The sequence below is a fragment of the Candidatus Spechtbacterales bacterium genome, assembly GCA_040879145.1.
Taxonomy (GTDB): Bacteria; Patescibacteriota; Minisyncoccia; order Spechtbacterales; family 2-12-FULL-38-22; genus JAWVZY01.
On sequence record JBBDKX010000001.1, the window covers coordinates 1 to 13893 of the forward strand.

Consider the following 13893-nt stretch of genomic DNA (forward strand, 5'->3'; position numbering starts at 1 on the left):
AGGGAGAACTCGTAGGAACAGGAACTCTCGGCTTTACATGGGGAGATTCTGAAATCTCAGATACTCTGACCATAGGAGCAAGCTCAACAGTAGCAGACGGAGCCTTAAGCGCAAATGTATCTCTCCTCGGCCAACTAATAGACCTGGCATCAGAAATAACAGGAATACTTCCCGATGCTAACACAGCAGACAACCTAACCATAAACAACACAACAAGCATAACCACAACGGGTGCTGTTCAGGCAGACTCTTACCAAAGATCTTGCCCAACAGGATATATATGGGTACCCGGCTCTGCAAAACACGGAACCCTCCCGGGCTTCTGCGTAATGAAGTACGAAGCAAAAGACGACGGAGCTGGAAACGCAATAAGCCAGGCAGCTTCAACCCCATGGGTATCAATATCCCAGGAGAGCGCCATAGCAGAGTGTAGGGACGCGGGCTCCCACCTGATATCAGAGAACGAATGGATGACAATTGCAGAAAACATAGCAAACAACTCTGCCAACTGGGCAGACGGCATCATCGGTTCAACCGTAGCCAGCGCAGGAGGTCTCTTCCGCGGCAATGTCGGCATCACAGACTCGGTAAGCTATGACGGCGCCGACCCTGAGTTCGGCACAGGCCGCAACACTAAAGCCCGCCACACCCTCTCAAACAACAACGAAATATGGGACTTCTCCGCAAACGTGTGGGAATGGACAAACCAGCTTGCAATACAAAACGACGTGCCCAAAGACGCCACCCCCGCAGGCGAATACATTGAATACACAGCACTAACAACATTTAAAAGCTTTCCAAACATAAGGCCCCAGGACGACGCATGGGACTCAACCTACGGCGTAGGAAAGCTGTACAGCCAGCCAGACGGAACACTAATTCGCGCCCCGCTACGCGGCGGCGACTGGAGCAATGGCGCGGTTGCCGGCGCGTTCACGGCGCACTTCAACAGTGCGCCTTCCAGCACGAACGCGAGCATTGGGTTCCGCTGTGCCCGGTAGTCCGTAGATTTTGAATTTTGGTATCGGCTTGGATGCTTGCATCCAAGCCGATATAGTTTCCACCCATTCCAAAAACCATGCCTGGCGAGGTCGGACCTCGCCAGGCATGTGACCTTTGTGCTCGGCCAGCAAATAGAAAATACAATATTAAACATTCTCCAAAAAAGAAAACTCTTTAGCACCCTCAGAGGGTGCTAAAGAGTTTTTATTCATCAGAAACAAACGTGGCGCGTAGACGATATAATTGTAGAGCTTGATGAGGAATCTGCAAAAGAACTTTGGGATAAGTATAAAGATATTGTTGTATCTAAGCGTAAGCTTTTAGAGCAACAGGAGGAAGAATTATTGGGGGATCTGTAAGCATAGTTACTCAATAACAAAAAACTGCTGAAGTCTAACCTCAGCAGTTTTTGTTTAAAATACCTATTAAAATAACCCCTCACTTGCTCGCAAGTGAGGGGTTATTTTAATAGATTATTGTGTTTTCTATGGCATAAAAGAATGTATCAAAAGAGATAGATACCATGGCATAAAAGAATGTATCACAGCTCGTGATACATTTTTTGTAAAATGTATCAAAAAGGATGATACATTTATTTAACATTATTATAATTTATAATTTTTCTGCTCTGAAAGTTCTCCTGTAATTACAGCATCCAGTACTAGCTGTGTCGCGAGCTTTTCGCTTTTGGAAAGCAAGAGCTTGTTTTTGCCTCCCACTTTGCCTACGACAAGCTTATTCATCTGCGTTTTCGTTCTTTTACGAGGACGCTTTTGACCTCCTACTCCTATGCGAAACCTTAAGAAGTCTTTTGTTTTTAGTTTTCTTATTATATCTTCCACGCCTTTATGCCCTCCCGAGCTTGCGTTGTAACTTATTCGTATTGATCCTGAGGGAATATCCGCATCGTCGTGTACAAGGATAAAAGAGTTTGGATTTAACTTTTTAGCATCTACAAGCTCCTTTATGGCAAGACCTGACTTGTTCATAAAAGTTAGTGGTTTTGCCAGAACTACTTTTCTGTCTTTTGTTTTTCCTGTGTAGTACAGCGTTTTTTTGGTTTCGGTTTCTTTAAACTCCACCCCTTCTTTTTCAAGAGCATTCATTATTAAATCAACAACCTCGTACCCCGCGTTATGGGGAGTATTGTTGTATTCTTGTCCCGGATTGCCCAGGCCCACAATTGTAATGGTTTTTTTTAATTTCATGATGAAAAAAGAATTCTGAATTTTGAATTTTGAATAAAATTCTAATGACCGAATGTTTTAAAAATTAAGACATTAATACATTTAATTAAAATTAAAAATTAGAAATTTAAAATTAATTCAAAGTTTTATCTATAAAACTTTGAATTTGTGAATAGTCTTCATATCCCGCTGTCGGGTGCAGTGTGTAAAGCATTTGTCCGTTAGAGTCTGTCATATCTGAGTATAACAGATTATTAAGAGTAGGTGTAATTGTGTACATCTCTACACTGTCCGCGCCCATTTTGTTGAGCACCGGTTCTATTTGCAGGAATTGCAATATAGATATATCTGTTGAAAAATATTCCTGATATGTTTCAATTATGTCCCCTTTATCCTCATTTAGTAGGCCATCTCCACTGCTTATTTTTTCCAGTATCGCGATAATAAGTTTTTGTTGCCTTGCCATTCTGTCAAAATCCCCCCCGGCCCTGCCTCTGTCTCGTATGTAGAACAATGCCTCCTCTCCGTTCTTGTGACCCTCTTCGGTTTCTACGCCGCCTATTAAATCAACAACCTTTTCTGTACCCGCAAGGTTTATAACAATAGAGTAGTGTATATTTTGCCCGGTTATTTCCCTAACCTTACTTTTCATTATTTCTGTTTTTTGCGCGTCCGGAATTTCAGTGCCTCCTGCCAATCTGTATAGTTCATTTATTTTTTGGAACGCCCCATCATGAGATATCCAAAGGTCTCTGGGAAGAGAAAATAAATACGCCTTTTGAGTTTCGTGTTCTAAGCTCAGTAGTATTATTGTGTCCGCGACATCTCCGGATATATAATCTTCGCCGCTTATTCCCAGAAGCAGTATATTTGTTTTGCCGTTTTCCGAGTGTAATTGTGTTTTTTCAGCCAAGGTTTTAAAAGAGGGTACAGTTATTTTTTCCGGGCTCTTTATGTCCGCAGGTGTTTCCATCTGCGCGGTTTGGCGTATACTGCCGGCAAGATGTGAAAGCCCCCAGGCAACACCCAATACTACTCCGAACAGAGCCAGAGAACCTATGGCGGCAAGCACTGTTTTGCTTTTTATAAACTTCATTATTGTTATTTTTGTTTTTAATCCTCAGCTTCAGCATAGCCCCCTAAATACATTTAGTAAAGTGGGGATTATGCTTTAAAATAAGGATTTTAGGGTAATTGCCAAGCCATATTTATTGTGATAATATAAGGTTGCACTGTCGGGAAATCAGTTCGATTTTGCACAATTACAGACATGAACGAAAAACTTCGCGGAACATTAGATTTTATATGGGATATCTCTAAGATAATCCTTATTTCGCTTGTCATTATTATACCGATAAGGTACTTTGTGGTGCAGCCATTTTTTGTGAGGGGCGCCAGTATGGAGCCTACATATCAGCAGGGAGATTACCTTTTAGTTGATGAAATATCATATCGTTTTTCAGAACCAAAAAGAGGCGAGGTTATAATTTTTCGCTTCCCGGGAAATCCTTCGCAGTTTTACATAAAAAGAATAATCGGCCTTCCCGGTGAAACAGTTATTGTAAATGACGGGGGGGTTACAGTAGTAAGTGACGACAATCCCGATGGCCTGACTCTGGAAGAAGATTACATACGCAACATAAATACAGACGGAACACTGGAGGTAGAGCTTAATGGAAATGAGTACTTTGTTATGGGAGATAACCGCCTCGCAAGCTACGACTCAAGAAGATGGGGGCCGTTGGCCGAAAACTTTATAATAGGCAAGGTGTTTGTACGCGCATGGCCCTTTGAACAATTTGGTGTAATAGAAGCACCAGCTTACTAAACTATATGTCAAAAGAAAAAAAGAAACAATTTAGAACACCCACAGGAATGCACGATATTTTGCCTAATGAGCAATACATCTGGCAGTATTTTTGGAGGATGGCCGAAGACACAGCAGGCTTTTATAATTATGAGAGGATAGATACGCCAATGATAGAGCAGACCGAGCTTTTTGAAAAAGGAACAGGACAGGGGACTGACATTGTGCAAAAGGAGATGTTTTCTTTCAAAACCAAAGGAGGAGACAGTTTAACTCTTCGCCCTGAAGGGACACCATCAGTAGCAAGAGCATTTATACAAAATGGAATGAGAAAATGGACATCTCCTGTTAAGGTGTATTACGGAGGTCCTATGTTTAGACACGAAAAACCACAGCGTGGCAGGTTTCGCCAGTTTTACCAGTTTGGACTGGAGACAATAGGGGAAGAAGATGCTGCAAGAGATGCTGAAATAATAAATACAACATTCAAAATATTAGAACGTTTACGCCTGACGCAGGTGTGTATGGAGATAAACTCCATAGGGTGCAAAGCTTGTCGCCCCAGATATATAAAAGCTTTAAAGAATTATTACAGGTATAGGTTAAAACAAGTTTGCGCGGACTGCCGCGAAAGGTACAAGAGCAGTCCTTTGCGCCTTTTGGACTGTGACCAGGAAAAGTGCCAAAGAGTTAAGACCGAGGCTCCCCAGATAGTGGATGATCTTTGTAATGACTGTAATGAGCACTTTAAAGAGGTCTTAGAAATTCTTGATTTTGTAAATATACCCTACATACTGAATCCTCATCTTGTGCGCGGATTGGATTATTACACAAGAACAGTTTTTGAGATATTTTTGGGGGATGTTACAGAAACTCCGTCAATTTCTGAAGGTGGCGACACCCCTAAAAGACTTGCAATTGCATCAGGAGGCAGGTATGATAATCTCGTTAAATTTTTGGGAGGAAATGATGCTCCCGCCGTAGGTGTTGCAATGGGTGTTGAAAGAATAATTGAGGCGATGAAGGCTAATGATAAATTGCCTAAGAAGCCTCAGGGACCAAGAGTTTTTGTTGTACAACTTGGAGACAGGGCAAAAAAGAGGGCGTTTCTTCTGTTTGAAGAGTTCCGCAAAGAAGGTATCGCGGCAAGAGAGGCTTTGGGTAGGGATTCTATTAGCGCGCAGTTAAAACTGGCAAACAAATATAAGGCTGATTTGGCAATAATAATAGGACAAAAAGAGGTTTTAGATAAAGTTGCAATAATAAGGGAAATGGACACAGGAACCCAGGAGACAATACCTGAAGAAAAGCTGATTAAAGAGATTAAAAAGAGGTTAAGCAAGAAAAGGTAAAGTAATTCTTAGCGAACGAGAAGCGTGAGCTTAGTAGTACTCACCGAGCACTCAATCTTAATTTTTTAAAAAATTAAGATTGAGTGCTCGGTGCTCATGAATGTAAGTTCGTATTGCGCAAGCAAGCTTGCTTACACTCACTAACTATTCATGGCAGATATTTTTTGCAGGATAATACAAGGAGAGGTAGCGGGTGAATTTCTGTTTGAAGATGACGATTTGGTGGTATTGAAAGATATAGCCCCAAAAGCCCCGGTACATTACCTGGTTATACCTAAAAAACATATTTCAACGATAAACGATGTAGCAGAAGAAGATTCCGAACTTTTAGGAAAAATGGTACTGGCCGCTAAGAGAACCGCAAAGGAAAAAGGAATAGAAGAAGGTTACAAGCTTGTTTATAATGTCGGGGAAAGAGGTGGTCAGGAAGTGCTACACATCCACTTGCATGTGTTGGGGGGCTGGAAAGAACAGTAAATGTAAATTACAATATAAAATTAAAAAACTAAATTATTTCGCGAAGCGAATTCCAAAATTTTAAATTTTGAATTTGATTGAGCGAAGCGCCTGCCTGCCGGCAGGCAGGCCTGCCTGCCGTGTTAGAGAATGCGGCGCAGGTAGAAAGAAACATGGTAAATACAACAAACAAAAACACAAGAACCGGAATGGAAGTCCGTAAAAAAGGGGGAGAGTCTGTTGGTAGCCTGAGCAGGCGCTTTACACAAAAGGTTCGCGGAAGCGGAGTTTTGATGGAAGTGCGTGGAAGGTCTTTCTACAAGCCAAAGCAGAATAAAAAGGCAAGAAGAAAGAGTGCCTTGGTTCGTGCGGAGCGCAGGAAAGAGTACGCAAAGTTGCGCAAGTGGGGAAAGGTAAAATAAGTGATTTATTAACGAAAACGAGCACAGCGAAATTTGAGTTTAGAAAGAACTTACCCCACCGTAATTTTGCCTTCTAACTATCAAACAGTCTTGTAATTAGAGATAATTGTTTAACGCAGCGGCGCAGAGGGTGAATAACCCCGAGCCTGCCTGCCGGCAGGCAGGCGTAGCGAGTGCGCCGCCATTCACAGCAAGCAAAATTAGGGCGGGGTAACTCGCCATCTCCCTAGGCCTAACGGCCGGTGGCTAGACGTAAAGTCGCCATCCCGGCATAGCCTAGGGAGATGGCGGCCCAAAGGGCTTAGCCATAAAACTATGAGTTTAGTTGACCAGATACAGTCTGATATAAAAACAGCTTTAAAAGAAAAGGATGAGAAGGCATCCCTTGTTTTACGTTCGCTTAGTGCGGCTTTTAAAAACAAGGAAATAGAATTAGGTAAAAGAGAAGAGGGTTTGAGTGACGTTGAGGTGGAAGCAATAATATTAAGCGAGATAAAAAAGAGAAAAGAGGCTCGCCAGCAGTATGAAAAAGGTGGCCGAAGCGATTTGGTGGAAGAAGAGATGGCGGAAGAAAAAATTTTAGAAAAGTACGCTCCTGAACAAATGTCTGAAGACAAGCTTGAGAAGATAATTGATGATATAATAGAGAAAACAGAGGCAGCAGGAATGCAGGATATTGGCAAGGTGATGAAAGAGGTGATGGCACAGGTGGGCAACAATGCAGATGGTTCTTTAGTAAGCTTATTAGTTAGGAAAAAACTGCAATGATCTGTCGTGTTGTTAATGAGACCTCTTTTGATGTGAACGAGGAGATGCTCAAAAAGTGCGTTCGGGAGACTGTGCGGGCATTCGGTAAAAACGAAGACATTTCCTGCAGTATAGTAATAGCAGGTTTGGACAAGATAAGGGAGTTAAATGAAAAGTACTATAACAAAAAGGGCGCGACGGATGTTTTAACATTTTCTTCGGAAGAAGAGGATTATGCGGGGGATGTAGTTGTGTGTCCTTCGTACATAAAGGAAAGCACAGGGGAAGAAGGTTTTGAATGGGAGTTTTGCCACGTTGTGGTTCATGGCACCATACACCTTCTCGGAATACACCACGAAGAAGATGAAAAGAATGGACATACCAAGCAACATGAAAAAGAGGTAGAGATTATAAACAAGGTATTAAAGAATAATAATTAATTTTTCAGTCAACTTTTCATTTTAATCTTTTTAATGGCTAGGGAACATATAATTTGTGGAATAGATATAGGATCTCGTTATATATATACGGTTATTGCTTCGTTTTCAAATGATGTTCCCTTACCACAGATAATGGGGATGGGCAGAGCTCGCTCCGCGGGAATACGCAAAGGAATGATAAGCGATTCCGAGGATGCCATAGTTTCTATAAGCAAATCAGTCAAAGAAGCTGAAAAGATGGCGGGGGTATCAATAGGCAGCGCCTATGTCAGTATAGGCGGTAATCATATTACAAGCATGCCTTCAAGAGGTGTTGTTGCTGTTTCACGTGCTGATGGGGAAATATCAGGCGAAGATGTAGAACGCGTAAAAACAGCTGCCGCAACAGTTACACTTCCCCAGAATCGGGAGATTTTACACAACATACCGAGAGAGTTTATTTTAGATAATGAGTCCGGACTACGCGATGTTAATGGAATGAAAGGGTTAAGACTTGAGGCGGATACTTTAATAATAGCGGGTTCAACGGCTCACATTAAAAATATTACAAAGTGTGTAAATGACGCCGGGGTTGATGTTGACGGCTTTGTTTTAGCACCTATTGCTGCCGCGGAAGCCGTGCTCTCAAAACGACAAAAGGATCTAGGTGTTCTCTGTCTTAACATAGGAGCCGGCACAACCGAGTTGGCAGTTTTTGAAGAAGGTAATCTTATTTACGCGAACATACTTCCCTTGGGGGGGGACAATATAACAAACGACCTGGCAATAGGTCTCCGTATTAATGTTGATGTGGCCGAGCGTCTTAAGCGGGAATATGGCATGGCTTTGGCATCGGAGATACCAAAGAGAGATACAATAGATTTATCTCAGTATGACCCGAATGAAACAGAGGCTGTAAATCGCAAAGCTGTCGTAGAGATAATAGAGGCACGTCTTTTTGAGATATTTGATATGGTAAACAAGGAGCTTAGCTCCATAGGAAAGGAGGCATTTCTTCCGGGAGGAGTTGTACTTACGGGAGGCAGTGCCAAGATTCCTCATATAGTAGAGTCATGTAAAATGAAATTACGCCTGCCTGTACAGATAGGATTTCCACGGGATGTTGAGGGTGTCACAACTTCTATGGACGACCCTTCATATGCCGCTGTTCTCGGGCTTATATTTCACGGATATGAGGAGGGTGAATATACCGCGCGTTCGTTCTCAGGACCGGGAACTGCCTCATTTGCAAGAGCAGGAAGCAAGGTGAAAAAGTGGATGCGCTCTCTTCTGCCATAGGTTTAAAAGTTTTATAAACCCAATACAGACAAAATCCTCACAGGCTTTTTATTTTTGCCTTGACTTTTTGGTTTATTTTCTGTAACCTACACTATTGAACAAAGTTTGGCTTCAATATTTTTAAAAGTAAAAAGAAGCCCCGGGATTTAACCCTAAAATTAAATTTATTATTATGGCTCAAATTAAACCTGACATAGAAACATTTGCAAAAATAAAAGTTGTGGGAGTTGGTGGTTCGGGTTGCAACGCTATCAGCCGGATGATTGACTCTAAAATAGAAGGCGTGGAATTCGTCGCTATTAATACGGACGCTCAGGCTCTGCATCACTCAAACGCTCCTCTTAAAATAAATATTGGAAAGAACTTAACACGCGGTCTCGGAGCCGGTATGAATCCGGAAATAGGAAGGCAGGCAGCTGAAGAAAATCGGGACGAGATACAAGATGCTGTTAAAGGTGCCGATATGGTTTTTGTTACCTGCGGTATGGGAGGAGGAACCGGTACAGGCGCTTCAGCGGTTATTGCGGAAGCCGCCCGTGACTCAGGGGCACTAACAGTAGCTACCGTTACACGCCCCTTCAGTTTTGAAGGAGCTCAGCGCGCGCGTATTGCAGAAGAGGGTTTGAGCAAACTTAAAGAGCACGTGGATACTTTAATTGTTATAAACAATGATCGCCTTCTTCAGGTGATAGACCGAAAGACCTCTTTGATAAATGCTTTTGGGACAGTAGATGATGTTTTGCGCCAGGGAGTGCAGGGTATAAGCGACCTTGTTATACAGCCCGGTTTGGTCAATGTGGATTTTGCTGACATACGCGCAATAATGAGCGAGGCGGGAAGCGCGCTTATGGGAATTGGTCTAGCAAGTGGTGAAGAGAGGGCAATGGAAGCTGCTCGCGCTGCTATTAGCTCTCCTTTGCTTGATATCGCAATTGATGGAGCACGTGGAGTATTGTTCAGTGTTGCGGGAGGTGAAGACTTGGCAATGAGCGAGATAAATGATGCGGCTAAAATAATAACAGATTCAATTAATCCCGATGCCAGAGTTATTTTTGGGGCTGTAATAGACGACAAACTCAAAAAGGGAACTTTGAAAGTTACAGTAATAGCCACAGGGTTTTCAGACATGCCTGTAAGCAATACAGAGGAATTGGATTTCTCTGCGGTTACAGCACGCACCGCAAGTTTTAAAAAAGATGAGATAGAAGATGAAGCTGTGGCAGAAAAAGTAAAGGTAAATCGCGAAGATGACTTTCCTAAGCTGGCTACTAAAAATAACAAAGAAGAAAAGAGCGCTGTTGACGGCGATGATGACAAAGAAGAGGATTGGGATATCCCGACATTTATTAGAAAGAAGATGAAATAATCTATTTTTTAAATTTTTAAAATGGCACGCCACACGGCGTGCCATTTTTGGTATAATAAAGATAACACTTATTATTTTTCCACAGGGCACTTCGCTTGACTCGTGTTAAAATAAAACACCACTTAGAGAAATTCTCATCGGGAACTAATTCCATACCCCTAATAAATTTATTTTATTTTTTACCTCTTGGCACAAGGGATAAAAAAGAACACTAACTATGGCACGTATTCCTTTCACAACTCCATTTAAAAGAGTAAGAAAAAGAGACGGGCGTGTTGTTGAATGGGAACAGTCCCGTATCACCAGCGCAATCCGAAAAGCAATGACTAAGATGGAAGAGGGCAATCCTCAAAAGGACTCTGAAAGAATATCGGATAAAGTTGTCCAGTTGCTTGTTAAAAAATATCCCTCAAAACAGGTTTTAACCATTGAAGAAATTCAGGATGTTGTTGAAGACGCGCTTATTCTGATGGAGTTTCCAAAGACAGCGAAGGAATACATCGTTTACAGAAGAGAACGTGCCAAGGTGCGTGAGAGTCAAAGACATGTTCCCGAACATGTGCAGAAAAAAGCGGCAGAGAGTAAAAAATATTTTAAAAACAAATTAGGCGAGTTTATCTACTACAGGACTTATTCCCGATGGATAGAGGACGAGGGAAGGCGAGAGACATGGAGCGAGACAGTAGATCGTTATGTAGATTTTATGCGCGAGAATATCTCAAACGCGTTAAGTGAAGAGGAGTATGCGGAAGTTCGCGAAGCAATTTTAAAACAAGAAGTTATGCCTTCCATGCGCCTTATGTGGGGTGCTGGAGATGCGGCGCGAAAAACCAACGTTACCGGTTACAACTGTTCCTATATAGCCCCAAACCGCCTGGAGGATTTTGCAGAGATTATGTATCTTTCCATGTGTGGAACAGGAGTAGGTTTTTCCGCGGAAAGCAAGAATGTCCAACAACTGCCTATAATAAAACCGCAAACCGGAGATAAGTTAAAAACTCATGTTATAAAAGACTCAAAAGAAGGGTGGGGCGATGCCTTAACTCTCGCTCTTAAGACTTGGTATGACGGTAAAGATATAGATTTTGACTACTCGCAATTACGCCCTGCCGGAGCGCGACTCTTAACGATGGGTGGCAGAAGTTCCGGACCTGAACCTCTTAAAAATCTTATGGAGTTTTCGCGCGAAAAGATACTTGAAAAACAAGGGAAGCGCCTTACTAATCTGGATGTCCACGATATTATTTGTAAAATAGGAGAGGTTGTAGTTGCCGGAGGTGTAAGGCGGAGCGCTCTTATATCTATATCTGATTTAGACGATAAAGAGATGCGCCACGCAAAAGAGGGCAAGTTTTACATGTTTGAGCCACAGCGGCAAATGGCGAATAATTCAGCCGCGTATAATAAAAAACCCACAACCACGGAATTTATGGAAGAGTGGCTGGCGCTTGCTAAAAGTGGCACAGGTGAGAGGGGTATATTTAACAGAGCCGGCTTAAAACATCAGATGCCTGAACGCCGATGGAAGATAACAGCCCCGCACTGGGCCGACATGGGAACTAATCCATGCGGTGAGATAAACCTGCGAAGCAAGCAGTTCTGCAACCTTTCAGAGGTAGTATGCAGAAGCGAAGACACAGAAGAGACTCTTATGCGAAAAGTGCGTCTCGCAACAATTTTAGGGACTTATCAGTCTTCTCTTACCAACTTTCCTTATCTGTCTAAAGAGTGGAAGAAAAACTGTGAAGAAGAGCGTTTGCTCGGAGTATCTCTCACAGGACAGTGGGATTCAGAAGCCGCGCGCGATCCCAAAATTCTTCCCAAACTTAAAGCCGAAGCCATAAGGGTTAATGAAGAGTATGCTAAAAAAATGAAAATAAATCCGTCTAGTGCGATAACATGTGTTAAGCCGTCTGGAACCGTTTCTCAGCTTGTAGATTCAGCCAGTGGTATGCATGCCAGGCATTCAGAATACTATATTCGCCGCGTTAGAATATCTGCAACTGACCCGCTTTTTCATATGCTTCGCGACCAGAAGTTTCCTCATAAGCCCGAGATTGGACAGGATCCCGAAACCGCAACTACTTTTGTTCTTGAGTTTCCGGTTAAAGCTCCTGACAACGCGATAACAAGCGGACAGCTTACAGCATTAGATCAGCTTAAGCACTGGAAGAGTATAAAGGAAAACTTTACAGAACATAACCCATCGGTAACAGTTTCTCTTAATGACGAGGAGTGGATACACACAGCCCACTGGCTTTATGAAAATTGGGACATACTTGGGGGATTAAGCTTCCTTCCGAGGAATGACCACCACTATGCCTTAGCACCATATGAAGAAATTACAAAAGAGCAGTACGAAGAGATGGCGGCCTCAATGCCCGATGTGGACTTTGCCCAAATTGTGGGATATGAGCGTGATGACAACACCGAAGGTGCAAAGGAGCTTGCATGTGTTGGTGGGGTTTGCGAGATAGAGGAGATGACAGGTCCGGCGGACACGGTGGCACACGACCACGAAGAATCCCGCGAAACTGCTTAATAAATTAAAAAATCTCAACAAAAATACACCGTTAGCGGTGTATTTTTGTTTAAGGTTGCAATAGGTGAACCTAATGTGGTTAGCATTAGGGTTGAATGTTGTTGTTTGATATAATGTAAGTATATATTATGAAAAAAAGAATTTTAGAACTCATTATTTCATTGACTTTTGTGGTTGTATCTACTGCAATAGTTTACAGTTTTCTTGTAGGTATACCTGAATTTTGGGATGCACAGTTTTTTTGGAGCGTTGCTTTGGCTATTGGCTGGGTTGTGGTTTAATCTGGATATTATAATCAGGGCTGGCTTGTACGCAAAGGAAAAAGCGCTGAAAATGTTTCCATTGTTTTACCTGTCGCGGTTTTTACAATATAGTGCATTTTGTTTATAAAAGGCATATATTATGAAGATTGGTCGTTATTATGGGGAGCTTTGGTTGTAAATTCCAGTGTTGTATTTAGTCTATACCAGATAGCTAAGGCTCGTGGGTTTTTGGATATAATTTTAAAAAGGTCGAAAAGCAGGAAAATTTAAAAAATAAAAAATACTAATTATGCGTCTTAAAAACAAAGTAGCAATTGTAACCGGTGCTTCATCGGGAATAGGTCGCGCCATAGCCGAGAGTTTTGTTGCAAACGGGGCTAGTGTTGTGTTTTCGGATATAAATGAACCAGACTACGATGTGAAAGAAAAGTTTGGTGAAAAGGCAGTTTTTTTCAAATGCGATGTCTCTGATTACTCGCAGGTTGAAGAACTTGTAAAAACCGCGATAGAAGAATTTTCCGGTCTGCACATTATGGTAAATAACGCAGGTATAGGGACCGTTGGAGGTATACTTGATGCCACTAAAGAAGACTGGCAAAAGACGGTAGATATAAACATGTCAGGAGTTTTTTATGGGATGAAATTAGCGGCACAGTACATGAAAGACAATGGTATCGAGGGCAGTATTGTGAATATGAGTTCTATTTTAGGTAAAGTTGGTTTTCAGGGGGCTGTTTCATACTGTGCTTCTAAAGGAGGTGTTGTACAGTTGACCCATGCGGGAGCATTGGATTTGGCTCCGTATAAAGTAAGGGTAAACGCTATAGCACCAGGGTTTATTAAAACAAAGATGACAGATCCTATGTTGACTAATGAAGATTTTAACAACCTGGTCGTCACTTCAACACCACTTGGACATGTGGGGGAACCTCAAGATATAGCGAACGCAGCAATTTATTTAGCTTCCGATGAGGCAAAATACGTAACAGGAGAGATAATATATGTAGATGGCGGGTGGACCGCAAAGTAAA

Annotated in this window: 14 protein-coding genes; 12 read left to right on the forward strand and 2 right to left on the reverse strand. The window is 42.2% G+C overall.

Annotated features, from left to right (window positions below; translation table 11 throughout):
• A partial coding sequence (locus WDZ40_00005; GenBank protein MEX0877229.1) for a hypothetical protein occupies positions 1-1001 on the forward strand: 1001 nt, incomplete at its 5' end.
• A 606-nt stretch (positions 1002-1607) separates the two neighbouring features.
• On the opposite strand, the gene pth is transcribed toward WDZ40_00005, so the two are convergent.
• Positions 1608-2210 carry an aminoacyl-tRNA hydrolase gene (pth, locus tag WDZ40_00010; protein ID MEX0877230.1) on the reverse strand — a complete coding sequence of 201 codons (603 nt, stop codon included), beginning with the start codon at positions 2208-2210 and terminating at the stop codon, positions 1608-1610.
• Positions 2211-2322: 112 nt separating this feature from the next.
• Positions 2323-3285 (reverse strand): LCP family protein, encoded by a 963-nt coding sequence (locus WDZ40_00015; GenBank protein ID MEX0877231.1) that lies wholly within the window; start codon positions 3283-3285, stop codon positions 2323-2325.
• 174 nt (positions 3286-3459) lie between these two features.
• Between WDZ40_00015 and lepB the strand changes: the two genes are divergently transcribed.
• From lepB to WDZ40_00070, 11 genes are all read left to right on the forward strand, one after another.
• Complete coding sequence (gene lepB, locus WDZ40_00020) at positions 3460-4017, forward strand: signal peptidase I (GenBank protein MEX0877232.1); 558 nt, start codon at positions 3460-3462, stop codon at positions 4015-4017.
• A 5-nt stretch (positions 4018-4022) separates the two neighbouring features.
• Complete coding sequence (hisS, locus tag WDZ40_00025; protein ID MEX0877233.1) at positions 4023-5348, forward strand: histidine--tRNA ligase; 1326 nt, start codon at positions 4023-4025, stop codon at positions 5346-5348.
• Positions 5349-5498: 150 nt separating this feature from the next.
• Positions 5499-5825: a histidine triad nucleotide-binding protein gene (locus tag WDZ40_00030; protein ID MEX0877234.1), complete on the forward strand. Its 327-nt coding sequence runs from the start codon at positions 5499-5501 to the stop codon at positions 5823-5825.
• A 77-nt stretch (positions 5826-5902) separates the two neighbouring features.
• Entirely contained in the window at positions 5903-6226 is a 324-nt protein-coding gene (locus tag WDZ40_00035; protein MEX0877235.1) for a 30S ribosomal protein S21, read from the forward strand.
• 315 nt (positions 6227-6541) lie between these two features.
• Positions 6542-6994, forward strand: coding sequence for a GatB/YqeY domain-containing protein (locus WDZ40_00040; protein MEX0877236.1), 453 nt, complete (start codon positions 6542-6544; stop codon positions 6992-6994).
• Positions 6991-7413: an rRNA maturation RNase YbeY gene (ybeY, locus tag WDZ40_00045; GenBank protein MEX0877237.1), complete on the forward strand. Its 423-nt coding sequence runs from the start codon at positions 6991-6993 to the stop codon at positions 7411-7413. The genes WDZ40_00040 and ybeY overlap by 4 nt, the downstream gene beginning before the upstream one ends.
• Positions 7414-7446: 33 nt before the next feature.
• Positions 7447-8691, forward strand: coding sequence for a cell division protein FtsA (gene ftsA / locus WDZ40_00050; GenBank protein ID MEX0877238.1), 1245 nt, complete (start codon positions 7447-7449; stop codon positions 8689-8691).
• 172 nt (positions 8692-8863) lie between these two features.
• On the forward strand, positions 8864-10057 hold the full coding sequence (gene ftsZ, locus WDZ40_00055; protein ID MEX0877239.1) for a cell division protein FtsZ: 1194 nt from the start codon (positions 8864-8866) through the stop codon (positions 10055-10057).
• A gap of 217 nt (positions 10058-10274) precedes the next feature.
• Positions 10275-12599 (forward strand): ATP cone domain-containing protein, encoded by a 2325-nt coding sequence (locus WDZ40_00060; protein ID MEX0877240.1) that lies wholly within the window; start codon positions 10275-10277, stop codon positions 12597-12599.
• Between the two features lie 128 nt (positions 12600-12727).
• Positions 12728-12880, forward strand: a complete 153-nt coding sequence (locus WDZ40_00065; GenBank protein MEX0877241.1) for a hypothetical protein — start codon at positions 12728-12730, stop codon at positions 12878-12880.
• 271 nt (positions 12881-13151) lie between these two features.
• Positions 13152-13892 carry an SDR family NAD(P)-dependent oxidoreductase gene (locus WDZ40_00070; protein ID MEX0877242.1) on the forward strand — a complete coding sequence of 247 codons (741 nt, stop codon included), beginning with the start codon at positions 13152-13154 and terminating at the stop codon, positions 13890-13892.
• Position 13893: the final 1 nt, after the last annotated feature.